Origin of the sequence: Nonomuraea sp. NPDC023979 (genome assembly GCF_040639085.1) — a bacterium.
In the GTDB taxonomy this organism is placed as follows: Bacteria; Actinomycetota; Actinomycetes; order Streptosporangiales; family Streptosporangiaceae; genus Nonomuraea; species Nonomuraea ceibae.
In genome coordinates this window covers 345,741-369,655 of sequence record NZ_JBEZZG010000004.1, presented here as the reverse complement: position 1 = coordinate 369,655, position 23,915 = coordinate 345,741, and the positions used below count along the sequence as shown (strand labels likewise).

The 23,915-nt window shown below is 70.1% G+C and carries 21 protein-coding genes; 9 read left to right on the top strand and 12 right to left on the bottom strand.

Annotated features, from left to right (window positions below; translation table 11 throughout):
- The first annotated feature begins 18 nt into the window (after positions 1–18).
- Complete coding sequence (locus AB0G11_RS10950; protein ID WP_357585309.1) at positions 19–417, top strand: ASCH domain-containing protein; 399 nt, start codon at positions 19–21, stop codon at positions 415–417.
- Positions 418–574: 157 nt separating this feature from the next.
- On the opposite strand, the gene AB0G11_RS10945 is transcribed toward AB0G11_RS10950, so the two are convergent.
- Together AB0G11_RS10945 and AB0G11_RS10940 are read right to left on the bottom strand one after the other, a co-directional pair.
- Positions 575–1,063, bottom strand: a complete 489-nt coding sequence (locus tag AB0G11_RS10945) for a GntR family transcriptional regulator (RefSeq protein WP_357585307.1) — start codon at positions 1,061–1,063, stop codon at positions 575–577.
- Positions 1,064–1,105: 42 nt separating this feature from the next.
- The gene (locus tag AB0G11_RS10940; RefSeq protein WP_357585305.1) at positions 1,106–1,582 is read right to left on the bottom strand and encodes a GntR family transcriptional regulator; all 477 of its coding nucleotides are present in this window, start codon (positions 1,580–1,582) and stop codon (positions 1,106–1,108) included.
- Positions 1,583–1,692: 110 nt separating this feature from the next.
- On the opposite strand from AB0G11_RS10940, the gene AB0G11_RS10935 reads away from it, so the two are divergent.
- Together AB0G11_RS10935 and AB0G11_RS10930 are read left to right on the top strand one after the other, a co-directional pair.
- Positions 1,693–1,995: a hypothetical protein gene (locus AB0G11_RS10935; protein WP_357585303.1), complete on the top strand. Its 303-nt coding sequence runs from the start codon at positions 1,693–1,695 to the stop codon at positions 1,993–1,995.
- 254 nt (positions 1,996–2,249) lie between these two features.
- A complete protein-coding gene (locus AB0G11_RS10930) occupies positions 2,250–3,068 on the top strand; it encodes an NmrA family NAD(P)-binding protein (RefSeq protein ID WP_357585301.1) in 819 nt (272 codons plus the stop codon).
- A 327-nt stretch (positions 3,069–3,395) separates the two neighbouring features.
- Here the strand turns inward: AB0G11_RS10930 and radC are convergent, their stop codons facing one another.
- Positions 3,396–4,094: a DNA repair protein RadC gene (gene radC, locus AB0G11_RS10925; RefSeq protein WP_219503422.1), complete on the bottom strand. Its 699-nt coding sequence runs from the start codon at positions 4,092–4,094 to the stop codon at positions 3,396–3,398.
- A gap of 159 nt (positions 4,095–4,253) precedes the next feature.
- Positions 4,254–4,970, bottom strand: a complete 717-nt coding sequence (locus AB0G11_RS10920; protein WP_219503420.1) for a GntR family transcriptional regulator — start codon at positions 4,968–4,970, stop codon at positions 4,254–4,256.
- A 528-nt stretch (positions 4,971–5,498) separates the two neighbouring features.
- On the opposite strand from AB0G11_RS10920, the gene dapA reads away from it, so the two are divergent.
- Both dapA and AB0G11_RS10910 read left to right on the top strand, forming a co-directional pair.
- Positions 5,499–6,416, top strand: a complete 918-nt coding sequence (gene dapA, locus AB0G11_RS10915; RefSeq protein WP_219503418.1) for a 4-hydroxy-tetrahydrodipicolinate synthase — start codon at positions 5,499–5,501, stop codon at positions 6,414–6,416.
- 66 nt (positions 6,417–6,482) lie between these two features.
- The gene (locus tag AB0G11_RS10910) at positions 6,483–8,168 is read left to right on the top strand and encodes a ribonuclease J (protein ID WP_219503416.1); all 1,686 of its coding nucleotides are present in this window, start codon (positions 6,483–6,485) and stop codon (positions 8,166–8,168) included.
- A gap of 192 nt (positions 8,169–8,360) precedes the next feature.
- On the opposite strand, the gene AB0G11_RS10905 is transcribed toward AB0G11_RS10910, so the two are convergent.
- From AB0G11_RS10905 to AB0G11_RS10890, 4 genes are all read right to left on the bottom strand, one after another.
- Positions 8,361–9,497: an NAD(P)/FAD-dependent oxidoreductase gene (locus AB0G11_RS10905; RefSeq protein WP_357585299.1), complete on the bottom strand. Its 1,137-nt coding sequence runs from the start codon at positions 9,495–9,497 to the stop codon at positions 8,361–8,363.
- A gap of 518 nt (positions 9,498–10,015) precedes the next feature.
- On the bottom strand, positions 10,016–11,368 hold the full coding sequence (locus tag AB0G11_RS10900) for a YcaO-like family protein (protein WP_357585297.1): 1,353 nt from the start codon (positions 11,366–11,368) through the stop codon (positions 10,016–10,018).
- Positions 11,361–12,392 (bottom strand): TOMM precursor leader peptide-binding protein, encoded by a 1,032-nt coding sequence (locus AB0G11_RS10895; RefSeq protein WP_357585295.1) that lies wholly within the window; start codon positions 12,390–12,392, stop codon positions 11,361–11,363. The genes AB0G11_RS10900 and AB0G11_RS10895 overlap by 8 nt, the downstream gene beginning before the upstream one ends.
- Positions 12,389–13,294 (bottom strand): SagB/ThcOx family dehydrogenase, encoded by a 906-nt coding sequence (locus AB0G11_RS10890; RefSeq protein WP_357585293.1) that lies wholly within the window; start codon positions 13,292–13,294, stop codon positions 12,389–12,391. The genes AB0G11_RS10895 and AB0G11_RS10890 overlap by 4 nt, the downstream gene beginning before the upstream one ends.
- Positions 13,295–14,174: 880 nt before the next feature.
- Here AB0G11_RS10890 and AB0G11_RS10885 point away from each other — a divergent pair.
- The 3 genes from AB0G11_RS10885 to AB0G11_RS10875 all read left to right on the top strand — a co-directional run bounded on the left by AB0G11_RS10885 (position 14,175) and on the right by AB0G11_RS10875 (position 16,922).
- On the top strand, positions 14,175–15,593 hold the full coding sequence (locus tag AB0G11_RS10885; RefSeq protein ID WP_357585291.1) for a histidine kinase: 1,419 nt from the start codon (positions 14,175–14,177) through the stop codon (positions 15,591–15,593).
- Positions 15,590–16,231: a response regulator transcription factor gene (locus AB0G11_RS10880; RefSeq protein WP_219503400.1), complete on the top strand. Its 642-nt coding sequence runs from the start codon at positions 15,590–15,592 to the stop codon at positions 16,229–16,231. The genes AB0G11_RS10885 and AB0G11_RS10880 overlap by 4 nt, the downstream gene beginning before the upstream one ends.
- 202 nt (positions 16,232–16,433) lie before the next feature.
- Complete coding sequence (locus AB0G11_RS10875) at positions 16,434–16,922, top strand: DUF402 domain-containing protein (RefSeq protein WP_357585289.1); 489 nt, start codon at positions 16,434–16,436, stop codon at positions 16,920–16,922.
- Positions 16,923–17,032: 110 nt separating this feature from the next.
- On the opposite strand, the gene AB0G11_RS10870 is transcribed toward AB0G11_RS10875, so the two are convergent.
- Positions 17,033–18,181 (bottom strand): hypothetical protein, encoded by a 1,149-nt coding sequence (locus AB0G11_RS10870; protein WP_357585287.1) that lies wholly within the window; start codon positions 18,179–18,181, stop codon positions 17,033–17,035.
- A 644-nt stretch (positions 18,182–18,825) separates the two neighbouring features.
- Positions 18,826–20,097 carry a glucarate dehydratase family protein gene (locus AB0G11_RS10865; protein WP_357585285.1) on the bottom strand — a complete coding sequence of 424 codons (1,272 nt, stop codon included), beginning with the start codon at positions 20,095–20,097 and terminating at the stop codon, positions 18,826–18,828.
- A gap of 86 nt (positions 20,098–20,183) precedes the next feature.
- Here AB0G11_RS10865 and AB0G11_RS10860 point away from each other — a divergent pair, with 86 nt between their 5' ends.
- Positions 20,184–21,653 (top strand): aldehyde dehydrogenase (NADP(+)), encoded by a 1,470-nt coding sequence (locus tag AB0G11_RS10860; protein ID WP_357585283.1) that lies wholly within the window; start codon positions 20,184–20,186, stop codon positions 21,651–21,653.
- Positions 21,654–22,209: 556 nt separating this feature from the next.
- Here the strand turns inward: AB0G11_RS10860 and AB0G11_RS10855 are convergent.
- Positions 22,210–23,115, bottom strand: a complete 906-nt coding sequence (locus tag AB0G11_RS10855; RefSeq protein WP_357585281.1) for a 5-dehydro-4-deoxyglucarate dehydratase — start codon at positions 23,113–23,115, stop codon at positions 22,210–22,212.
- Positions 23,116–23,128: 13 nt separating this feature from the next.
- Positions 23,129–23,890, bottom strand: coding sequence for an IclR family transcriptional regulator (locus tag AB0G11_RS10850; protein WP_219503377.1), 762 nt, complete (start codon positions 23,888–23,890; stop codon positions 23,129–23,131).
- Positions 23,891–23,915 lie beyond the last annotated feature (25 nt).

Here is a 23,915-nt window from a genome sequence, read left to right as displayed (position 1 = left end):
TGGCGTACGATGCCGCGCATGTGGGGACGTATGAACGGCCTGCGGGTGCTGGAGCTGGGCACGCCCGGCGAGATGCGCACCTGGCTGACCGGCCTTGCCCTGTCCGGCGCCAAGCAGGGCACGGCCGGCCTGCTCGAACTCGACTACCACGCCGAGAACGAGCCCCTGGAACACGTCGGCGAGCGCCTGGCCCTGGTCGGCGACGCCGGCGCCCAGGTCGCCACCGTCGAGGTCACCGCCGTCACCCAGGTCCCCTTCGCCGAGGTCCCCTGGGAATTCGCCGATTCGGAAGGCGAGGGCTACACGTCGATCGACGGCTGGCGGGAATCGCACCGCCGCTATTGGCGCGCCGAGGGTTACGAGGTGAACGACGACACGACGGTGGTGTGTTTGTCGTTCCGGCTGGTTTCCGAATAGCGGCGCGGCCATCGCGATCCCCCCTCGAAAGGCGCAGTACAACAGGGGATCGGGCCGATGGCCGCGCAAAAAGATTGTCCTCCCTGCCCGCCACCTCGCGCAGGCATTTACCGGAGAAGACTTCTTCGCCGGACTGGATCGTCCTCAATGCGGGTGATTAGTCCTCGCCGCGGGCAGGCCACCGCTCCCTGGCCGACACGAAGGTGCCGCGCTGCGGGACCGTGAACACCCAGCCCTGCTCCCTGAGCAGCGAGACCGCCGAGCGTGCCGTCGCCTTCGCGACGCCGTACTTCCGCATCATCGCCTTCTCGCCGGGAATGGCCCTGTTCGGTGCGATGCCGCCTTGAGTAATCTGCCGCGAAATGTCGGCTGCTATTTCTCGGTAAATCGGGCCTTTTCTCGACCTGCGGGGTGTGTCGGGCAGGCCGATGAACGTCCCCTCGCCCTGGATCGTGTACGCGACGCCGCGCTCTCTGAGTTCACGTGCCACCCGGCGGGCCGTGCTCCTGGAAACCCGGAACTCCGTCTCCATGAGCGCCTCGCTCGGCACCGGCTCGCCCGGAAGCAGCTCTCCCCGGTTGACGCGATCCGCGATGACATCCGCTATCTGGCGGTAGATGGGGACGGGGCCCTCGCGATCCAGCATGGGAGGAGCCTAGGCGTGCGCATACGGCCAGGCGGGCGGATGCTAATCCTGGGGCCACGACTCCTTGGGGGAGACGTAGCTGCCGCGCTGGGGGACGGTGTAGATCCAGCCTTGCTCGCGCAGCAGGGCCATGGCGCGGCGCACCGTTTCGCGGGCCACGTCGTACTGCTGGACCAGCGCGGTCTCGCCCGGGATCGGCCGGCGAGGCTGGTAGCGCCCGGTCTTGATTTCCTCCGCGACGTCCAGCGCTATCTGCTGATAGAGCGGGATCTTCCGCTGTTTGCGGGGCGCCGCGTCCGGAGCTCCGACGAACGTGCCCTCGCCCTGGACGGTGTAGATGAGGCCTTCCTCGCGCAGAACGTGGATCGCCCGCCGCGCGGTGGTCCTGGCGACCCCGAACTCGCTCTGGAGATCGGCCTCGCTCGGCACGGGATGCCCCGACGAGAGCCCGGCGACCCGATGCCGGAGGATCTCGGCGATCTGCAGATAGATGTGGGTGTCCCCATCGTAGTCGAGCACAGTCGAAAGATAGACGAAGGTGTACGAGGCCTCCCATAACGATTCGTCTGTTGAGCCCGAGTTTCCGTTATGAATAGGCAGAGGGATACAACTAGACGTATGCTGCTCGCGTGATCGATCCATGGGTCCACCTGAACGACAGGTGCCTCAGCCCTCATCCGGCCCCCGTGCGGGCTGACTGCGTGGCCATCGAATGGTGGCCCGGGCGTCCGCTGATCACGTCGGTGCGGGTGCGTGACTTCACCTGCGACTGCGAGAAGACGTACTACGAGTTGTGCCAGATCGGCGGCATGCGGTTCATCCGCTGGATCCGCATCAGACGAAGCGGCTTGATCTCCGACGAGTGCCTGCCAGGCAGGGCCGCGGAGATCGACGACCTGTGGGCTCGGCTGCTGCTCGGGGCAGCACGTTGACCATGACCGCCGGGCAAGCTCAGGTCCAGGCTTGTCCATTCCCCCGGCAGGTGTCATCCCAACGCGTCAGCGCCTGCCGGGTCCATCGCCCTCGTGAGGTCTGGATACGGGCCCGGGCCTCACGAGGGCCTTGGGGGCTCCGGCGCCTCCATCGCTCTGTCCGCCGGAGCCCCTCCGAACCACAGAAGACACAGTTGACCTCAAGTTAGGTCGGGGTTCTACGGTCACATCGACCGACGAGATGGAGAATGCTCATGACCTACCTTGTGACAGGCGCCACCGGAAAGGCCGGCCGCCACGTCGTCAGCCACTTGCTCCGAGCCGGACACCAGGTCCGCGCCCTGACCAGGAACCCGGCCACGGCCGATCTGCCGTCCGAGGTGGACGTGGTGGCCGGTGACCTCACCAAACCCGAGACCCTGGGCCCGGCGTTGGCCGGCGTCGTCGGCGTACACCTGCTGACCGTCGGCGGCGACGACTACGCCACGCTCACCACGGGCCCCGAGATCGTCGAGCTGGCGCTGAAGGCCGGCGTACGACGCGCCACCGTGCTGTGGAACGGCCGGCTCGGCCCGGTGGAGGAGGCCGTCGAGTCGAGCGCGCTCGAATGGACCCGCCTCCAGCCCGTCGACTTCATGGGCAACACCCTCGGATGGGCAGATGCCATCCGAAAGGAGGGCACCGTACGTGAACCGTTCGGCGACGTGCCGGCGGCGATGGTCGACGAGGCCGACGTCGGGGCCGTCGCCGCGGTGGCGCTCGCCGAGCCCGGCCACGCCGGCAAGGCCTACACGCTGACCGGCCCGGAGGCGCTGACCCCGCGCGAACGGCTGGCGGTGATCGCCAGGACGATCGGCCGGGACCTGGAGTTCGCCGAGCTGACCGAGGCCGAGGCCCGTGAGCGCTGGCGGCGGGCCGGGCACGCGGAGGAGCTCATCGACCTGCTCGCCGCCTGGCAGGGCAACCCGCCGCCCGAGGCGTACACGGTGGTGCCGACCGTGGAGGAGCTCACCGGGAGGCCGCCCGGTACGTTCGCCGACTGGGTCAGCAGGCATGCCGACCGGTTCGCGTAGGAATGCCTGCCGCCGGGCCGACTGGCCCGTCACCATCAACCGGGCCGGTTACCTTCGGATGCGGCTGATGGGTGCCCGGCAGCAGGCAACATGGCCGCACGTCCTTCCGGGAGGCCGTGCGGCCACACACTACGAGTAATCGGCCGCCTGACGTCCTCAACGGCCGACCCGCGGACTCAGGATGCCACGGGGGTATGCGGGGCGACGGGGCTTCAGCGCTTTCGTAGGGATCGCGCGCTATCGGGTGACCTGCGGCAATGACCCGTCTTCATCACCCCGGTCCCTGGGCGCAACCCCGGGCGTCGGCCGCGCTGGGCCGCGGTCCCGTCATGCCGCCATCGCGTCACCCGCCGGACCCGCTGGACTTGCCGGACCCGCCACGCGCCGCCAGGCCGTGTCCGTGATGACGAGATGGTCGAGGAACCGCAGCCCCACCGTCTCGGCGGCATCCCTCAGCCGCCCCGTCGCCACCACGTCGTCGTCGCTCGGCTCCAGGCAGCCGCTCGGATGGTTGTGCGCGATCCCGAACGCCGCGCCACCCGCCGTCAGCACCGCCGTGACGATCTCCCGCACCGGCACCATCGTGTGGTCGGTGCCGCCCTCGCTCATCACCGTCCGTCGCAGCACCGCCCCCCGGCCGTCGCACACGACCAGCACCAGCCTCTCGTACGCGTGCCCGCGCAGCAGCGGCGCCGCGACCGCCGCCAGGTCGGGTGTGCCCGTGATGCGCACGCGTTCGGGCTCGGCGTCGGCCCGCCGTACGAGATGGAACGCCGCCGCCACCCGCGCCGCCTTCGCCGGCCCCACCCCCGGAACGGCCAGCAGCCGATGCGGCTCCGACCTGGCCAGCCCGTCGAGGTCGCCGCAGTGTGCGATGACCCGCGCGGCCAGATCCATCGCGCTCATTCCGCGAAACCCCGAGCCGAGCAGCACCGCCAGCAACTCGCGATCGGCCAGCGCCCCGGCGCCGCTGTCCATGAGCCGCTCACGGGGCCGCTCCCGTCGCGGCAGGTCTTTGACGCGCACATCCCCCACCTCCTGCACGGTTCTATCAACGACCACCGACAACCTCCGGGCGGGCGTCTGCCTGCTGGCCGGCCGGCGCCCGCGTTCGGGGACGTGCCGGTGTGGCGGGCGGTGGCGGATAGGCGGAGATGTCGGGACACGGCAGTGGCCCAGGGTGCCTCAGACGGGCATGCTGTACACCATCTTGAACCGGTCGCCCGGGATGATGATGTCGCTGGTCTCCACCGGCCGGTCGCCCGCCCAGTGGGTCCGCTCGACATGCAGGACGTGGACACCGGCCGACAGGTCCAGAACCTCGCTCTCCCGGGGCTCGGGAACCCGGGTGTGGATGCTCTCGACGACTTCGGTGATCTTTATCCCGTGCGCGTCCAGCCTGGCGGCCAGGCTGCGCCGCTCCTCCTCGGTGTGCGGCGCGAACTCCAGCGGCTCGTACGCGGTCGCGAGCTGAAGCGGCCGCCCGTCGCCCCGGAAGACGTAACGCGTCTTGGTCAAGGTGGCCGTCCGATCCACCCGGAGCCGCCGGGCGAGGTCGGGCCCCGCCTCGGCGGGTTCGCTGTACCAATCCCACGTCACGCGCCGCCCCTGGGACTGGAGATCCGCTGCGAAGGGCGTAGGGTGATCAAGGAACCGCCATCGGTGCAGCGATGAGAGATCAGGCCGTTCCTTGACGTAATGGCCCGAACCCACACGGCCGATGATGAGACCTTCACCCGCCAGCACACGCAGAGCGTGACGAGCCGCGGTCTCGCCGACCTGATACTTGCGGGTCAGCTGCGCCCGGGAAGGAATGGGCGCGCCAGGAGGAAGGGTACCGTCGTTGATCTGCCGTCGAATGTCTTCAACGACACGCAGGTAGACCGGATCTGAGGTCGTCACTAGTCCATCCCTGGGGGTTCGTGTGAGGCGTTGCCCCATGTTGCCGTATTCGGCAGGTAACCGACCGTCATCGAGGACCGCTGGAGCCCCAACTTTGCGATAGCGGAAAATTATCGGAGAAACCCTGTAACGCGGGCGTAAGGCCCACCGATTCTCCGGTAGAGGTCGTCGATGTGTGTACCCCCGAGCACATATCGGCGACCTCTTCCATTGCCCGCCCCTGGTGCAGGGCCTGTCCGCCGGGCGCGCGGGTGATCTCCGGCCGCGACCCTCCGTGATCGCCCCCCCGGAGCGAAGCGACGACCGCCGGCTCCCGTGAACGGACCCTGATCCCCCCGGAAGTCGTCACACGCGCCAGGAGTGGGGCCGTGGAGGGCGGGCATGGATGGGGGGAGCGGTCGACAACGGTGGAGCGTAGTCGGATGTGCCCTGAGATGCCGGAGAACGGTGTGACAAAAAGCGGCTCCAGGCAGGCAATTCGGGGTGGCGGCGTCCAACGGATTTCGGAATCCAGGTAGCGTTCGCACTATGGCATCGCCAACTGGAACCACGGACGCGCCCTTCGGCCGCATGCTGACCGCCATGGTCACGCCGTTCACCGCCGACGGCGAGGTCGACTACAAGACCGTGCGACGCCTCGCGACCTACCTGGTGGACGAGCAGCACAACGACGGGCTGGTCGTCAGCGGCACCACCGGCGAGTCGCCCACCACCACCGACGAGGAGAAGGCCCGCATCCTCGGCACGGTGCTCGAAGCGGTGGGCGACCGGGCGACCGTGGTGGCCGGAGCCGGCACCAACGACACGCGTCACAGCGTCGAACTGGCCAAGCGCGCAGCCCGCGAGGGCGCCCACGGCCTGCTCGTCGTGACCCCTTATTACAGCAAGCCCCCGCAGGAAGGGCTCTACCAGCATTTCACCGCCGTGGCAGACGCGACGGAACTGCCGGTTATGCTCTATGACATCCCCGGTCGCAGCGGCGTGCCGATCAAGACCGAGACCCTGATCCGGCTGGCCCAGCACGAGCGCATCGTGGCGGTGAAGGACGCCAAGGGAGACCTGTTCGCCGGCAACACGATGATGACGGTGACCGATCTCGCCTACTACTCCGGCGACGACCTGCTCAACATGGCCTGGCTCTCGCTCGGCGCGGCGGGGTTCGTGAGCGTGGTCGGGCACGTGGTCGGCAGCGACCTCGCCAACATGATCAGGCTCCACGCGAACGGTGACATCGACGGCGCGCGCGCGATCCACCGCCAGGTGGCGCCGGTCGTCGAGGGGATCATGATGAGCGCGGGTGGCGCGATCATGGCAAAGGCGGCGCTGAGCATGGTGGGAATACCGGTCGGTCCGGTACGCCTGCCGCTCGTGCCCGCGACTGAGAAGCAAATCGCCGAGCTGCGTGCTTGCCTGGTGGCCGGCGGGGTGAAGTTGACAGACGTATAGGAACGGGGAGGATCCGGGAGTTTTGAGAACACGATTTGACCATGGGGTCGACCTTGGGAGCCGGGTATGAGCCATCCGCATCCTGATCTTGGCCCTCCTCCGGTGCTGCCGGAAGGCGGCCTGCGCATCGTCGCACTCGGCGGGCTCGGCGAGATCGGCCGCAACATGGCCGTCTTCGAGTACGACAGCCGCCTGCTGATCGTCGACTGCGGGGTGCTCTTCCCCGAGCCCGACCAGCCTGGCGTGGACCTGATCCTGCCGGACTTCGAGTACATCAGAGATCGGCTCGACCAGGTCGAGGCCGTGGTGCTGACGCATGCGCACGAAGACCACATCGGAGCGGTCCCGTACCTCCTGCGCGAGCGGCGCGACATCCCGCTCATCGGCTCCAAGCTGACGCTTGCCCTGATCGAGGCCAAGCTCAGCGAGCACCGAATCCAGCCGACCAAGGTCCAGGTCACGGAAGGCGAACGGCACTCCTTCGGGCCGTTCGACTGCGAGTTCCTGGCGGTCAACCACTCGATCCCCGACGCCCTGGCGGTCGCCATCAGGACGCCCGCCGGCATAGTGCTGCACACCGGCGACTTCCGCATGGACCAGCTGCCGAGCGACGGCCGCCTCACCGACCTGGGCGGATTCGCCCGGCTCGGCAGCGAGGGCGTCGACCTGCTGATGTCCGACTCGACCAACGCCGAGGTGCCGGGGTTCGTCACCAGCGAGCGTGAGATCGCGCCGGTCATCGACGAGGTCATCCGTACGTCGGAGCAGCGCGTCATCGTGGCCAGCTTCGCCTCTCACGTACACCGCATCCAGCAGGTCATGGACGCGGCGGCCAAGCACGGCCGCAAGGTCGCCCTCGTCGGCCGCTCGATGGTGCGCAACATGGGGGTGGCCCGCGATCTCGGCTACCTCAAGGTGCCCCCGGAGCTCATCGTCGACTCCCGCGACATCGAGGCGTGGCCGCCGCAGGACGTGGTGCTGATCTGCACCGGTTCGCAGGGCGAGCCCATGGCCGCGCTGTCGAGGATGGCCAACCGCGACCACCCGATCCGCATCGCGAAGGGCGACACGGTCCTGCTCGCGTCGTCGCTCGTGCCGGGCAACGAGACCGCGGTCAACAAGGTGATCAACGGCCTGTCCCGCTGGGGCGCCCGCGTGGTGCACAAGGGCAACGCCAAGGTGCACGTGTCCGGCCACGCTGCGGCCGGCGAGCTGCTCTACGTGCTCAACCTCACCCGGCCGTCCAACTTCATGCCGGTGCACGGCGAGTGGCGGCACCTGCGGGCGCATGCCAAGCTCGCCGCGCTCACCGGCGTGCCGGACGACCACATCGTCATCGCCGAAGACGGCGTCGTGGTCGACCTGGTCGACGGCCGAGCGAAGATCGTCGGCGCGGTCCACGCCGGGTACGTGTACGTCGACGGGTCGTCGGTGGGAGAGATCACCGACGTCTCGCTGAAGGACCGGCGCATACTGGGTGACGAGGGCTTCATCTCCGTGGTCGTGGTCGTGGACTCCACCACGGGCAAGCTCACGGCCGGGCCGGAGATACACGCCCGCGGTTCGGGAATAGACCCTGCGCAGTTCGAGCAGTTCATCCCGCAGATCGAGAAGGCCCTCGAGGAGAAGGCCGCCGACGGGGTGATCGACATGCAGGAGATCCGCCGCGTGGTCCGCCGTACGGTGGGGCGCTGGGTGAGCGACACCTACCGCCGACGCCCGATGATCATCCCTGTGGTGGTCGAGGTCTGACCCGAGGGTCGCCGCAGCCGGCAGATCCGGCTTGAACGAAAGGTGTGGCGGGCGCATCCCAACCCCTCAGCGGGGCACCGGGAGAGCCCGCCCTCACCCCGGGCCGCGATGGCCGCAGGGCAGCACCTCCCGTGGGCCCACGGCGCTGAAGCATTGCCCAGATCGCAAGGTCCTCGCGCCTCGGCGCCGGCGTCAGGGGATGCCTCCGTAGCGGCGGAGGAAGCGGTCGACGTAGACGGGGTCGTGCTGGTGCTGGACGAGGTCCGGCGGGAGTTCGTCGGCGTCGAGCCGGGCCGTGCGCAGTGCCGACTCGTACGCCGGGGTGAACTGACGCAGAAGGTCCCGACCGTAGTGGGACAGTGCCGCCTCCACCTCGCGGGGATCGTCGAGAGGGATGGACAGCCGGTCGGCGAGCATCTCGGCCTGGAGGAAGGCGTCGGTGATCCCGCGGGCGGTGATGGGATCCTTGTTGTGCGCGGAGTCACCCACGAGAGCCCAGCCCGGGCCGTGGGCGCGGCGGAAGAAGTTGGGCTGATCGGCGCAGCAGTACAGGCGGTCCTCCTGGCGGCCGTCGGCCAGTTGCCGCCGAAACTGCTCGCCGTTGCGCCGTAGCCGTCCTTGGTAGAGACGCTCCCGGTCCTGAGGCGCGACAGGCCCGTCCGGGCGGAACTGCAGAGCGATGAGCGTCAGCCCGTCCTGAGTGGGGACGCAGGCGGTGCCGGCCCCGTGGAGGAAGTGCAGACGCAGGCCCTGCTCGGGGATGCCGCTCCAGTAGGTGTAGTAGAAGCACGTGAGCGCAGGGTCCTGACGCACGTACGGGGCCCGGACCAGGCGAGCCACGGTGGAATGGCGCCCGTCCGCGCCCACGGTCAGCCGAGCGCGCTCCACCACCTGTCCGCCGCGCCGGCTGCCGTGGCGGACGCCTGCTACGGCCCCGTCCTTCCACACCAGGTCCAGTACGGTCGTCCGCGGCCGGAACTCGGCACCGGCGGCGACGGCGGCCTGCACCAGGAGGTGATCCAGCGTCCTTCGGCGGGGAGCGCAGCCGCCCGTGATCGAGCCGAAAGCCGGTGCCGGGCCGGACAAGCAGGCGCCGGGCAGGTGGAAGGTGATGCGGGTGATCAACGGACAGCCGGTGGCGAGGACCTGGTCCAGCACTCCCCACCGATCCAACCGGGCCACGCCGGGCTGGTGGATGTAGAGGGTGGACAGGGTGTCGCTGGGGAAGGACATGCGGTCCAGCAGCAGGACCCTGTGCCCGGCACGTGCCAGGAGCATCGCGGTGGCCGCTCCCGCGCAGCGCGCACCGACAATGATCACGTCATACATGCCGCGTCCTTTCCGAAACCGACCCGCCTGCCGAAGCAGAAGCCCAGTGCCGCACAGAGCCCCGAGGCCGCGCAGAGACCCGGTGCCGCGCAGAGACCCGAGGCCGCGCAGAGGGCCGAAGTTGTGCCCGGTAGGCAAGGGTCGCCCCAAGGGCCGAGGCCGCGCGGCAGGAGAGTGCCGCGCCGAGGGCCCTGGTCGTGCCCGGCGGGCCAGGGCCGCGCCGAGGGCGAGATAGTGGGAGGACAGTGGCCGCGCGCGGAGCGCCAGTACCTCGCCGAGGGGCGAGATCGCGGGCAGGGCCGAGGCAGCGCGCGGAGGACTGAAGTCGCGCGCGCCAGGCCGGGTCGCACCAAGGGCCAGATCGCGCGCAGGGCCGAGGCAGCGGGCGCGGAGCCGAGGCAGCGCGCAGAGGCGAGCCAGCGCGCGGAGGTCGGGGCCGCGTACGGAGGGGCGTAGCCGCGCGCGGAGAGCAACGGTCGCGCGGAGCGACCAGGCCAGGACCTAGGGCGCACGGGTGATCAAGGGTAGGGATGGGGTTCAGGGTTGACGGCTCCTCCATAGGCGGCGAAGCGGGGATGCAGCAGCGGAGGTGCACTGGGAAGGCACAGGCTCAGCGTGTCGGGCGACCAGACACGGCAGACGGTGAGCCCCAGATGGCGGATGTCGGGCGTGGTGAGGTCAATGTAGGCGAGCTGCTTGCCGGTCGCGGCGAAGGCGTCGACCAGCCGCCGCGCGCAGCTCCGGGGGTCGGCGGGGCCGTCGGGTGGCAGATCGGCCGCGGCGGTCACGGTATGGGCGGCGAAGCGCTTCTCGATCAGCGCGGCATTGGCCGGGGCGGTGTAGTAGGCGACGTTGTCGTCCAGGTCGAAGAATCGCGTCTTGTCGGCGTGACCGGTCTCGTCGATGGCCGTCTTGACGGTCATCCAGGTCGCGTAGCGGAACACGGCCACGGCTTCGAGGAGCGCCTTGTACATCGCGTACGCCAGACGCTGGTCGCTGCCCAGCCCGGCGACGACGGGCGCGATGGCGGGATTACCGTGACGGTACAGGCAGGCGATGGTGAAACCGGGAAGGTCAGGACTCGGCAGCAGGTGAAACTCCGGTGCCGGGGTGCCACGGGTCCAGTGGTGCTCGATCAGCCGGTCGAGTACGCGCAGGCGGCGGTCGAGCCGTATCTTGACCGACGGCAGTGCCCCGTACCAGTGGCCGACGACGCAATCGAGCTGGACGAGCTCTTCCAGGGCGCCGAGGAGGGCCTTGCCCGGCTCGCTGTGGGCGGCGGTGCCGGTCGTCACGGCGGAGTTGATCCACCGTTCGCCGTCCCGGCGCCGTGGCCGGTAGCCGACGAGGGCGAGTTGCGCAGGCAGCCAGTACGGGGCGTCCGACGTGAGTGAGTCGGCCGGCAGCCAGCTCATCGGGGTGTCAGCGTCGAACCGCCGGAAGAGGAAGCCGTCGCGGTCGAGTTGTTCGCCGGAGAAGAAGGTCAGGCACTGTTCGGGCGGCAGCATGGCGCGCTCACGGCTGACCGTCCGGTAGCTGTCGAAGCGCAGCCGCTCGGGATGGTGGGCGAGGTAGGAGTGGTGGCAGTAGCGTTCGGCCGATTCTCCCAGTGACTTGATGAGGGGTTCGTCGAGGAGGATGCCGGCGCCGCCGAGGTGGTGCCGTTCGGCGGGGATCTGGGGACCGCCGTTCAGGACGTGCACGCCGGTCAGTTCGGTGCCGGAGATGGCGACGCGCGGCTCGCCGCGAGAGCGGACGCTGAACTTCAGCCGTGGGGTCAGGCCGCACACGGGGTTCAGCATCCGGCGCATCAGCTTCCGGGTGGTCGCGTCGAACGGCAGGGTCCGGCGGCTCAGCCGCGTCTCAGCCATGGAGCCATTCCTTGGCCTGGAAGTAGAGCTCGGGCTCGTCGCGGTGGGCGACGGGCGAGCAGGCTTGGCAGCCGGGCACCTGCAGGACCTCGCTGACGGTGGTCTCCCACGTCGGCAGGTATGTGCCGAACATCTTGCCGCCGGTGAACGAGGCGCCGGTCCGAGCCAGATTGATGGCTTCCAGGGCAAGGTGGGAGCACAGCAGCGCCGACAGCGCGGGCAGGATGGGCGCCTGACCGCCGGACACCTTGGCCTCGGTGAGCGCGTTCTTGTAGCGGTGGTAGGCCGCGCCGTCGGTGAGGTTCATGGTGACACGCGTCTCCAGGCAGGCGTAGCAGGGACCCGCGCCGGGATGGAAGGTCGGACCCACGAACAGGAAGGGCCCGTCGATCGCGCCGTGCAGCCATGTCATGCCGGCCTGCAGGGCGATCCTGTTGAACAGGCTCACCGCGGGCGGATCCATCCGGGAGCCGGCCCACACGACGATGTTCTCGCGCCAGGCGGCGAACGTCTCGGCCACCTCGTGCAGCCGCAGCCCGTGGGTGGTCCAGCCGGTGTCGGGATCGTCCAGCACGCCGAGGACGGGATCGGCGCTGGCGTCGGCCACGTCGAGGTGCGGATCGCTGGCCGCGATCAGTCGCGTCACCTGCGCGGCCGTCACGGGCTCGCCGATCACTCGTACGGGCCGGGCAGGGGATGGCGGCCCGGCCAGCACGCCCGCGTAGTGGTCGAGGTAGTGATCGAGCGCGGTCGTGGCGCGATCTTCCAAGGCGTCGAGCTCGCGCAGATGAGAGAGCAGCTCCGACATCTCCTGCGTGCCGACGCCGATGTCGGCGGCCAGCTCGGTCATGTCGCGGGACCCGTCCAGCCCGTTGACTGCGGAGAAGAGCCAGCCGCGCCGGGCCTCGTCGGTGATGGTGTGCGAGGTGGCGTTCCACACGCCGGACCTGAGCTCGACGGTGTCCGGATCATGACCGATGACCGCGAAGGAGCGTTTGACGCGGGGCGTCGGTCCGGCCGTCACGTTGCGCTCCTCGCGGTTCGCGGGCGGCCCAGGACGATCAGGTGCAGCAGGGCAGTACGCAGCCCGTCGATGCCGAGCACGGCGTGCGCCTCCTCGTCGTAGTAGGTGGACCAGTCGGTGCCGGCCAGACCGAGCGCGGTCGCGGTCAGGTGCACGTGCTGTGCCATGGCGCCCACCTCGTGCAGCACGAACCGCAGGCCGCGCGGCCCGTACTTGCGCATGGAACGCCACGGCCGGGCGACGAACAGCACCAGCAGTGCCGCGCGGTCGATGGCCAGCAGGTCCGGGTGCTCGCCTGGACCGCAGGCCAGCAGCGCGGTCACCTCCGCCGGGCCGCCGTACCGGTCCAGCGCGTCCAGGCGGGGCGCATACCGGTACAAACCGGAGTCGAGGCCCGTCACGCTCCGCGGGGCCAGGTGCAGTTCGACCGGATACAGGCCGCCACCGCTGGCCACGGCACGGTGAGGCCGCCCGGCCTCGTGCTCGTGGTGCGCTCCTGCCGCCCGCAGCACCGCCGCCGCTTCTGGCAGGGTCACGGGCGCGCCGCTGAAGGATCGGATGCTGCGCCGTGCCGCGAACACGTCCTCCAGCGCTGCCCGGGCGGGCGCCGACGCGGGCAGCTCGACGCGGCGCGCGGCGGGAATGGTTTCCTCGTCGGTGTGGCTCAGCACCTGCATGATCTCGGGGCGAAGATAGTCGGCCACCGAACGTTGCAGCTCACGGTCGTGACGCCTGATCCGGGTCTCGTACAGGAACTGCTCGGCCGCGGACACCTGTCGGGCGAGTCCGAGCTGGGCGTGGCGCGCCTGGTGGGTGTGGAACGCCGTGCTGTCCGGCCAGGCGCTGACCGCACGGTAGAAGTTGGCGCTGAGCGCAGGGCCCAGCCCTGGCGACGGCTCCACTGACGCCTCCCTTCGTGAGGTGGTCCGGCCGGTGCCGCCCCTGGCCGGGGCGGCACCGTCTCTCGTGCTAGTCCTCACTGGTGAGGGCGATGGTGGTGGTGCTGAGCGGGGCGACCAGCAGCCTGTCGTCGTCCGCCTTGATCGGGCGGGCGCTCAGGTCTTCCTTCGCCGTGATGGTGGAGAACATCCTTGCCTCCTCTCGGTGATAGTGGTGGACGCGGCCGGGAAGCAGGTGCGCTTCACCGGCCCTGATCCAGCCGCTCGAGGGGGTCGGCGGCCGGACACGTGCGTCCGGATCAGGCATGGCCGATCCGGACGGGCTTGCCATCGGCACGACTCGGGCCGCCCTGCCCGCCCTGTCTCGCCCAGCTCGGCCCGGGCAACGGCAGAAGCCGGCGCGGACGACGGCGGCATGACGTGAGGTGTTGCGCAGCGGAGTGCCGGCATGGCGAGCGCCTCGGCCACTACATGAACGGCCACTTCATGAGCGAGGCGGGATCTGTCGGCCCCCGGTGTGGTGAACGTGTGGCTCTGGCGCGGTGGCAGCCTCCTTGTAGTGGCTGTTCAGTCCGACACCAGATTTATCGCCCACCAATAAACTACCTACCGTTACTTTAAGTCACTCAATGTAGTCTTTGCTGGTAGGAAGCTATGGCGCGGCCCTTCTTTCCTGAGCCCGGCCGGCCGGGCAGGCAGGACCCTGAAGGAGAGGCCGCCGACGGCCAGGGTGGCGTCGTGACGTTTCGTCGGGCGCTTGAGTTCGATCACGCCGTAAAGGGTGCGGCATGCGAGGCCTTCGCCACATCGGACCACAGTCCGAACCTCAACATCAGACCCCGGGTTGACGTGCGAACTCCGGCCCACCGGCTACCTTCATCGCGTGAACGAGTCGCACCCTCTTTTCGCCAGGCGCCTGGCCCGCCGGCAGCTGATCATGCTGGATCTGGCTGCCGGGCTTGGCCTCTCGTTCGTGTTCTTCACGCTGACGGCCTCCGCCGCGGTACTGCCGCCGTGGGCCCGGATCGCCCTCCCGCTCGGGCTGGGCCTTCCGCTGGCCGTGCGGAGGCTGTGGCCTGTGCCGGTCTTCCTTGTCACGCTGTCGATCGCCATGGTGGCCGTCGTGGTCGACGTCGTGAGCATCGCGTACGTCGCTCCCGCGTATGCGATCTACCTGGTCGCCGTGTCGGAGAATCGCGGCGCCTGGTTCCCGACCTCGGCCATCGGGATGCTCGCGGCGATCACCGGGGCGGCCCTGGTGCTGGTCGGGGGCGTGCCTCAGCCAGGGGTGCCGGGGTGGCTGTTGCGCAGTGACACGTTGCTGTTCGGCGTCGCCGCGCTGGGCGGAGCCTGGACGGTGGGGCGTGCCGTGCGCGAGCGGAGGATCTACATTGCGCACGACGCGGACCGGATCGCGGCTCAGGCGGTGGCGGACGAGCGCCTGCGCATCGCCCGCGAGCTGCACGATGTCGTCACACACAATGTGGGGCTGATCGCCGTGAAGGCCGGTGTGGCCAACCACGTCTTCGCCTCCGATCCGGACGAAGCGCATGACGCCCTGCGCGTGATCGAGAGAGCCAGCAGAAGCGCGCTGCGGGAGATGCGACATTTGCTGGCAGTCCTGCGCTCGGCCGACCCGCCCGCACGCGGGCCCACGCCGGGCCTCAGCGGCCTGGGCGAGTTGGCGGACCAGGCACGGCTCTCGGGGGTGGACGTGGATCTCGACGTACGTGTCAGGTCTCGTGAGGCCGGTCGCCCTGACCGCGTGAGTGCGAGAGATCGTCAGCGGCCTGCTGGGCAGGCGGGCCGGCCTGAGGCTGTGGGCGATCTTCGAGACGTGGAGGTTGCCAGTGGAGTCCGTGGCCGGCGTGGCGATGACGATGTCGTGGAAGGCGACGATTCTGCAGACGTCTCGGGGGAGAGGCGTGCTGGTGATGGGGTGCCGAGCGGGGCGGGACATGGCGGTGGCGGAGCCGATCCAGCCGAAGGGCGAAGGCTCCCAGAGGGCGTTGAGCTGTCCGTGTACCGGATCGTTCAGGAAGCGCTCACCAATGTGGTGAAGCATGCGGCACCTGCTCGCTGCTGGGTGTCGGTGATCGACGATGGGAGGGCGGTACGCATCGAGGTCAGGGATGACGGGCCCGGGCCGCGGGTGGGGCAGGGGAGCGCTGTGGTGCCGGGGCATGGGCTGATCGGGATGCGGGAGCGGGTCACGATGTACGGGGGCGCGTTCGAGGCGGGCAGGCTTCCGCGGCGCGGGTTCCGGGTGGCGGCCCACCTGCCGTACGGGGCCGCGTCATGATCCGGGTCGTGATCGTCGACGATCAGGCGCTGCTCCGAGGCAGCTTCAGGGTGCTGGTCAACTCCGAGCCCGATCTTGAGGTGGTGGGTGAGGCGGCCACGGGGGTCGAGGCCATTGCGGTCGTCCAGGAGACGCAGCCCGACGTCGTCCTGATGGATGTGCGGATGCCGGAGATGGACGGCATCGAGGCGACCAGGCGTATCAAGGATGTGTCGCGGATCCTCATCGTGACGATGTTCGATATCGACGCTTACGTCTACGACGCGCTGAGGGCCGGGGCGAGCGGGTTCATGCTCAAGGACACGCCGCCGACGGACCTGCTCGCCGCCATCCGGGTCGTGGCCGGTGGCGAGGCGTTGCTTGCGCCGACGGTAACGCGACGGCTGATCGAGGAGTTCGCGCGCACGCCTGCTTTACCGGCGGTTCGCGGGCTGGACGGGGTGACGGAGCGGGAGCGCGAGGTGCTGGCGCTGATCGCGCGTGGCCTGTCCAATGCTGAGATCGCCGACCATCTCCAGGTGACTCTGGCGACGGTCAAGACCCACATCACGCGCTTGCTGGCCAAGTTGGACGCGCGTGATCGGGCGCAACTCGTCATTGCGGCGTACGAGAGCGGGTTGGTGACCGCGGCACGGTGAGATGGCACCGATGGGATCGGTCACGGGGGTGGGGCTGGCTGTCGTACGTGATCGAGTGGGGACCCCCCTTCCGGCGTCCTCCGCTTGGCCGGTTCGCCGACTGTGGGAGTGAAGGCGGGAGCGTTATAGGGCTGGGTGAGTGTCGGCTGTTGTGGCTGAGTGGTTGTAGGTGGGTATGTGGCGGGGCGATAAGTTCCAGTTTGTGGATGATGTGAGGATCGTTTTCCGGAAATACGGCGGCGCGTTGCATTGGAACCATGCGGCGAAGGTTCTGGGTGAGGACGAGTACGGGCTCTGGGTGACGGTGCCGGCGGGGACGGTCGCTCGTAAGGGCGAGGGGCCGCCGGTGGTCTGGGAGAACCACTGCTTGATGTTGTTCCCGCGTGATGCGTGGTGGGCTGCGACTTTTCACTCGCCGCCGCACAGGACTGAGGTCTATGTGGACGTCACCACCGTTCCCGAGTGGCGGGACGGGGAGGTGTCCATGATCGACCTGGATCTCGATGTGATCAGGATGCGGGATGGGCGGTTGATCCTGGATGACGAGGACGAGTTCGCCGAGCATCAGGTCGTACTGGGATATCCGGAAAATGTGATCCTTCGTGCGGAAGAGACCGCCAAGTGGCTGATGGATGAGGTCGGGCGGCGGCAAGGCGTCTTCGGGGGCGCGCATCTGCGCTGGCTGGGCTAGGGATGGGCTGATCTGGTGAGGGCTGGAGTGGGAGCCGCCGCCGAGGGTGGGCTGGTGGCCTGAGCCACAGCATGAGGGTCTGACGCGAAGCCGCTGGAGGCCCGGGTGGGTTACTGGTTGGTTTGGCGGAGGGCGGCCGTCATGGCTGCCAGGCGTTCGGGGCCGGCCAGGCCTGCGTGGTAGAGGTGAATTTCGGAGGCGCCTGCCTTGGCGTAGGTGGTGAGGAGCTCCGCCAGGGCGGTGGCGTCGGTGGGGCGAGGGGGGAGGGCCAGGACGTAGGCGCCGACTCGTTGGCCGGGGGTGCACAGGTCGCGGAGGTGGGACAGGCGGGCGGCGTCCTTCGCCGGGTCGCCCCAGCAGTTGCCCACCAGGACGTCGGCTTCGGGCTCGCCGGTGGGGAGGGCGGCGAAGGGGCCGGTGGCCCAGGGGTCCGGGTTCGCGTGCAGGGTGATGGGGATGTTCGGGGCGACCTCGTGGGCGGTGGCGATCAGGCGGGTGCGGAGCGAGGCGGACAACGAGACACGGGCGGCGCGTACTTCGTCGGCAAGCGGGCCAAGTGCGGCGTCGATGGGGGAGACGGGAGGTTCCGGGGAGGGGGAAGCTGGGCGTTCCGGGGTGATGGGCGTGTCTATGGCGGTGCGGATTCTGGCTTGGGTGCCTTCGGGGTAGCCGGGGGTGCAGGCGGTGCAGAAGCAGAGGGACAGCAGGTCGGCGTCGTAGTCCGCGCCTGAGGTCTTCTCGTGTACTCCCTGGTGGGAGAAGCCCATGGGGCCGCAGCCTTCGAGGATGAGGCCGTCCGGTTCGCCGGCCGTCAGCACTTCGTGGACGAGGCGGGAGCTGTAGTCCACGACGTCCTCGAAGGCGGGGCACAGGGCGTACGGGTACGGGTCGCCGAAGGCGTTGCGCACCACCAGGTCGGGGTGGGCGCCGCCTAGGTGGGCGTTGTGGGTCAGGACGGTCCACGCGTGGACGCGGAGGCCGGCGCGGCGCAGGGCGTCCTGGGCGACCAGGTACGCGTCAGGGGCGGTCCAGGAGGGGGCGGCGGGGGTCAGGCGGCCCCAGGCAGCCGGCCGTATGGGCAGATAGAAGGCCGAGTGGGGGACGTCGAGGATGCGGTGTGCCGGGTGGAAGGGAGTTGCGGCGCGGGTGGAGTGGTAGGAGGCGGCCAGGGCTACCGCCTCGACGCCGAGGGCAGCGATGCGGTCGGGGGCGGCGGGGTCGCCTGCGATGTCCCAGGGGTAGGCGTAGGCGATCCTCATGGGTCTGGTCTCCTCAGGGTGTGGCGGGTGTTCGTTGGTGTGGTGGCCTTATGGATTGGGGTGGGTGTCTACGGCTTGGGCGGGTGCTTGTCTTCCCGGCGGCGGTGGGGGCTGTAGACACCGGGACCGACGGCTTGGGGCGCGGGGCGTCGGTCAGGGCAGCGCGCCATTCCGGCGAGAACCGCGCCGGCGCGTCGGGACGTGGGGCGTCGGCGACCGCTGGGCATGGGCCAGCCATGCGGACCTCCGTAACCGCACGCAAGCGCGGGGGCCGTAGGGCCGGTGGTGGCCATACGCGGCGGTTCGGTGAGCGTGCGCGGTGGGGTGGCCGCTGGCGTGGTGGTCACTGTTCGCGTGGTGGTGACCGTGCGGGTGGTGACGGCGCGCGTGGGCGTGGTGGTGACCGTATGTGGCGTGGTGACGGGACATAGGACCGTGACCGTATGTGGGGTGGTGATCGAGCGTAGGGCCGTGACCGTATGTGGGGTGGTGATCGGAGGTGGGGCGGTGATCGTGCCTAGGGTGGGGACGGTATGTACGGCGGTGGCCGTGGCGGGGGTGTGGCAGGACGCGGGGTGGTGGCCGTTCGAGGGGATACGGGCCGTGCGTGGGGTGGTGGGTGTGGGCAACGGGGGCTGCCGGGGTTACCAGCGGGGGCGTTGGGCGGTGTAGTCCGGGTTGAAGCGTTGCATGTACGTGGTGTCGTCCCGGACGGTGATGCCGCACTTCACGTACTGCTCGTGCATCTGCGCGAGGGCGTCGCGGTCGAGTTCGACGCCGAGGCCGGGGGCGGTGGGCACCGGGACGGCGCCGTCGACGAAGCGCAGGGCGCCGGGGGCGACCACGTCCTGCCCGTCCTGCCAGGGGGTGTGCGTGTCGCAGGCGTGGGTGAGGTTGGGGGTGGCGGCGGCGAGGTGGGTCATGGCGGCGAGGCTGATGCCCAGGTGGGAGTTGGAGTGCATGGACAGCTCCAGCCCGAACGTCTCGCACAGCGCGGCGATGTGGGAGGAGCGGACGAGGCCGCCCCAGTAGTGGTGGTCGAGCAGGAGGACGCCGATGGCGCTGGAGGCGATGGCGGGGGGCAGGTGTTCGGGGGTGACGACGCACATGTTGGTGGCGAGCGGCATGGAGACCTGGGCTGCTACCTCCGACATTCCGGAAATGTCCGGGGTGGGGTCTTCCAGGTACTGGAGGATGCCGTCCAGTTCGCGGCCGACCCAGGTGGAGGTCTCCACCGTCCAGGCGGCGTTCGGGTCGAGGCGCAGCGGCACCCCGGGGAACGCCTCGTGCAGTGCCCGGATCGCCGCGACCTCGTCGGCCGGGGCGAAGACGCCGCCCTTGAGCTTGATCGAGCGGAACCCGTACTCCTTGATGAGCAGCGCCGCCTGCTCGACCACGCCCGCCGGGTCGAGGGCCTCGCCGAAGCGGTCCGGTTCGGCGCCGGGGTGGCCGGCCCACTTGTAGAAGAGGTAGGCGCTGTACGGGACGGCGTCGCGGACCCGGCCGCCGAGCAGGTCGACCACGGGCACGCCCGCCGCCTTGCCGCGGATGTCCAGGCAGGCGACCTCGAAGGCGGCGAACACCCGGTCGACGCTCTTCTCCTTGGTCGCGACGCCGGTCAGGCCGTGCAGGTCGGTCACCGCGTCGCCGACGGTGGCGGCGATCCGCCGGTACATCTCGTTGGTGGCGTGCACGTCCAGGCCGACGAGGGTCCGGGCGCACTCGCGTACTTTCGACAGATGTCCCAGGTCACCGTACGTCTCGCCGAGGCCGCTGAGTCCCTCGTCGGTGACGATCTCGACCACGGTGCGCAGGGCCCACGGCTCGTGCGCCCCTGCGGCGTTCAGCAGGGGCGGGTCCCGGAACGCGACGGGAGTGACGTGGACCTGCGTGATGATCATATGTTCGCCGTCCATGTATGTGAACGATGGTCAGGATTGTGGACAGTTCTGGCAACTGTAAGAATGAGCCGGAGAAGGTGTCAAGACTGAAGGACCATTCGATGATCTATGGATACGACCCCAGGACCGGCGAGACCGTGGGTGACGCGGTTCCTGAGACGGATCGTGCCGGGGTCGACTTGATCGTCTCCGCCGCGGCCGCCGCCGGTTCGGCATGGCGTGCGACACCGGCCGCCGAGCGCGCCGAGGCGCTTGAAGCCGTCGCTGACGCGCTCACCGCCCACGTCGAGGAGCTCTGGCAGCTCGCCGACCGGGAGACCGCGCTCGGTGAGGTCCGGCTGCGCGGCGAGGTCGCGCGCACGGCGGGGCAGTTCCGCCTGTTCGCCCAGGTGATCAGGGACGGTGGCTACCTCGAGGCGATCGTCGACCACGCCGACGCCTCGGCCACGCCGCCCAGGCCCGACGTGCGGCGGATGAAGCAGCCGCTGGCCGGGGTGGTGGCGGTGTTCGCGGCGAGCAACTTCCCGTTCGCCTTCTCGGTGGCCGGTGGCGACACCGCGTCGGCGCTGGCCGCGGGCTGTCCCGTCGTGGTCAAGGCGCACCCGGGACACCCGGGCACCTCCGCGCGGGTGGCCAGGATCGTCCGGGACGCGCTGCCGTACCCGGATCTGCTCGGGCTGGTGCAGGGCATGCAGGCGGGTGTGAACCTGGTTCAGCACCCGGGGGTGGTGGCGGCCGGGTTCACCGGGTCCATCGCCGGGGGCAAGGCGATCCAGGGGCTCATCGACCAGCGCGAGACGCCGATCCCGTTCTACGGCGAGCTGGGCAGTGTCAACCCCGTCGTGGTGCTGCCGTCGGCGGCTAAGGGGGAGGTGGCGAGTGGGTTCGCGGCGTCGCTGACGCTCGGCGTGGGGCAGTTCTGCACGAACCCGGGGCTGATGTTCGTGCCGGAGGACGAGGAGCTGCGTACGGCCCTGGTCTCGGCCGTGGAGGGCACGAGCGGCGGCGCGATGCTGGGTGAGCGCATCAGGGACGGCTACCTGGGCGGGGTCGAGCGGCTGGGCGAGCTGACGCTGTTGGCCGAGGGCAAGCCGGGGGAGGGCGGCTGGGCGGTGACGCCCAAGGTGTTCACCACCGACGTGAAGTCGTTCGCCGACAAGCTGCCGGGGGTCGCGGAGGAGTGCTTCGGGCCCGCCTCGGTCGTGGTGACCTACCGCGAGGTGTCGGAGCTGCGGCCCGTGCTGGAGCGGCTTGACGGGTCGCTGACCGCCACCATCCACGGCACCGACCCCGACGAGGCGACGCAGGTCGCCGAGGTGCTCTCGCGCAAGGCCGGGCGGCTGATCTGGAACGGCTGGCCCACCGGGGTGGCCGTGACCTGGGCGATGCACCACGGGGGTCCGTGGCCGGCGTCCACGTCGGCGACCACCTCGGTCGGGGCCACGGCCATCGAGCGGTGGCTGGCGCCCGTGGCGTACCAGGACTGGCCTGCCGAGCTGCTGCCCGACGAGCTGAAGGACGGCAACCCGCTGGGCATCCCCCGCCGCGAGGACGGCACCTTCCGGGCGTAGTGACGTGGCGGGCGTAGGGGCATAGGGGCTGATGGAGGGGACCGGCCCAACGCGGTCAAGCGGCCGAGCGGGCCAGACGGCCCGCCCGGCAGACGGGTGGGACGGGTCGGACGGGTCGAGTGAGCCGAACGGGCCGGCGGGGCCCAGCGGCCGAGCGGGCCAAACGCCGAGCGGGCCAAACGGCCCCAGCGGGCCAGACGGCCAACGCCCGAACGGGCGGAACGGGCCAGAAGGCCCAACGGGCGAGACGGTCGCACGGCCAAACGGGTCGGACGGGGCGACTGGGCCGAACGGGCGGGCGGGCCCCAGAGGCCGAGTGGCCGAACGGGCCCGGCGGCCGAGCTGGCCAAACGCCCGAAGGGCCAAACGGCCAACGGGCGGAACGGGCCGAACGGCTGAGTGGCCGGAACGGGTGGGCGAGCCCCAGAGGCCGAACGGGCCGAATGGCCGAGCGGGACCGCAGGGACCGGGCGGTCCCCAGTTCCCGAGCGGACGGACCGGACCCCCACATGCACGAGACGGGCCCCCGGAAAACCGAGGCCCGTTCGCTGCCAGGTCAGGAGCTGGCGATTTCCAGGCCGGCTGCGATGATCTTCTCCAGCTCGGCCACGTGCTCCGGCGCCGGGTCCGCCAGTGGGGCGCGGACGCCGCCCACCTCGAGCCCGCGCAGCCGCACTCCCGCCTTCACCAGCGAGACCGCGTACCCGGGCACCAGGTCGCGCAGTTCGACGAGCGGCAGGTAGAAGCCGGTCAGCAGCCGCCGCACCAGCGCGTCGTCGCCGCCGGTGACGGCCCGGTGGAAGGCGAGCGCGACTTCGGGCGCGAACGCGAACGCCGCGCTGGAGTAGAGGTCCACGCCCAGCCCTCGGTAGGCGGGCACGGTGAACTCGGCCGTGGGCAGCCCGTTGAAGAACGTGAAGCCGGCGGCGCCCGCCTCGCGTACGCGCAGGATGATGCGCTGGAGCAGGTCGAGGTCGCCGAGCCCGTCCTTGAAGCCGATCACCGACGGGTCCTGGGCGAGTTCGGCGACGGCCTCGGGGGTGAAGCGGGCGGTGCCGCGCTGGTAGACGATCACGGGCAGCCCGCCGGCCTCCGCCACGTCGCGCACGTAGGCGACGAGCCCGCTGGGGGGCCCGCTGACCAGGTACGGCGGCATGAGGAGCAGCCCGTCGGCCCCGGCGGCGGCGGCCGCCCTGGCGACGGCCCGGGCGGCGGGCAGCGCGCCTCCGGCTCCGCCGAACACCGGGACGCGGCCGGCCGTGGCGGTGACGGCGGTGGTCACCACCTGGGTGTACTCGTCCGGGTCGAGGGCGTTGAACTCGCCGGTGCCGCATGCGGCGAACACGCCTCCGGCCCCGGCTTCGACTCCCTGGGCGACGTGCCGCCTCAGGAGCTCCTCGGACACGCCGCCGTCGGGCGTGAACGGGGTCACCGGGAAGAAGAGAACACCATCTAGCCGCATCTATGCCTCCATGTCAGCGGATGCCCTCTCGGCGGAGAGTGGCAGCCAGCTTTCGGGTGTGTCTGATCACCGCTTGGGTGACCCGCTCGATCTCGGCGGGCGGCAGGCCCACCGGCATCGAGCAGCTGATCGCGTCCGTGGCCGGGATCCGGTAGTCGACCGCGACCGCCACGCAGGCGACGCCGGGCGTGCCCTGCTCGCGTTCGTAGGCCCAGCCTCGGGTGCGGACCTGGTCGAGCTCATCGGTGAGCTTCTCCAGGTCGACGATCGTGTGCTCGGTGACGGCGGTCAGCGGCGTCGGGAGCAGGGCGGCGACCTCGTCGTCGGTGAGCTGGGCGAGCAGCACCTGGCCGAGTGCCGTGACGTGGGCGGGCAGGCGCCTGCCGACCCTGGGGATCACGTGGTGCGCCTCGCGGGAGTCGCGGGTGGCCAGGTAGAGGACGTGCGCGTCGTCCCGCCGGGCGAAGTGGGCGGTCTGCCCGACTTCTTCCCGCAGGTCTTCGAGCGTCTCCTGCGCGAACGGCAGTGCCGGGTCCTTGTCCAGGTACGCGGTGCCGGTGAGCAGCGCGTGGGGCCCGATGCCGAACGCGGATCTGGCGGTGTCGGTCTCGACCCAGTTGAGCTCGACGAGCGTGCGCATCAGCGCGTGCAGGCTGCTGCGCGGGAACCCGGTCGCCTGCTGGAGCTCCGACAGCGTCAGTGTGGTGGGGGACGCGGCCAGGGCCTCCAGGATGCGAACCGTCCGCTCGGCGGACTTGACCAGCTGCGGCTCCATGATCATCCCATCTCGACAGCGGCTT

What these genes read in the sequence shown, in the direction of transcription:
- AB0G11_RS10950 (WP_357585309.1), top strand. Translation starts at nt 19, where the DNA reads ATGTGGGGACGTATGAACGGCCTGCGGGTGCTGGAGCTGGGCACGCCC.
- AB0G11_RS10945 (WP_357585307.1), bottom strand. Translation starts at nt 1,063, where the DNA reads ATGCTGGATCGCGAGGGCCCCGTCCCCATCTACCGCCAGATAGCGGAT.
- AB0G11_RS10930 (WP_357585301.1), top strand. Translation starts at nt 2,250, where the DNA reads ATGACCTACCTTGTGACAGGCGCCACCGGAAAGGCCGGCCGCCACGTC.
- dapA (WP_219503418.1), top strand. Translation starts at nt 5,499, where the DNA reads ATGGCATCGCCAACTGGAACCACGGACGCGCCCTTCGGCCGCATGCTG.
- AB0G11_RS10910 (WP_219503416.1), top strand. Translation starts at nt 6,483, where the DNA reads ATGAGCCATCCGCATCCTGATCTTGGCCCTCCTCCGGTGCTGCCGGAA.
- AB0G11_RS10905 (WP_357585299.1), bottom strand. Translation starts at nt 9,497, where the DNA reads ATGTATGACGTGATCATTGTCGGTGCGCGCTGCGCGGGAGCGGCCACC.
- AB0G11_RS10900 (WP_357585297.1), bottom strand. Translation starts at nt 11,368, where the DNA reads ATGGCTGAGACGCGGCTGAGCCGCCGGACCCTGCCGTTCGACGCGACC.
- AB0G11_RS10880 (WP_219503400.1), top strand. Translation starts at nt 15,590, where the DNA reads ATGATCCGGGTCGTGATCGTCGACGATCAGGCGCTGCTCCGAGGCAGC.
- AB0G11_RS10870 (WP_357585287.1), bottom strand. Translation starts at nt 18,181, where the DNA reads ATGAGGATCGCCTACGCCTACCCCTGGGACATCGCAGGCGACCCCGCC.
- AB0G11_RS10865 (WP_357585285.1), bottom strand. Translation starts at nt 20,097, where the DNA reads ATGGACGGCGAACATATGATCATCACGCAGGTCCACGTCACTCCCGTC.
- AB0G11_RS10860 (WP_357585283.1), top strand. Translation starts at nt 20,184, where the DNA reads ATGATCTATGGATACGACCCCAGGACCGGCGAGACCGTGGGTGACGCG.
- AB0G11_RS10855 (WP_357585281.1), bottom strand. Translation starts at nt 23,115, where the DNA reads ATGCGGCTAGATGGTGTTCTCTTCTTCCCGGTGACCCCGTTCACGCCC.
- AB0G11_RS10850 (WP_219503377.1), bottom strand. Translation starts at nt 23,890, where the DNA reads ATGGAGCCGCAGCTGGTCAAGTCCGCCGAGCGGACGGTTCGCATCCTG.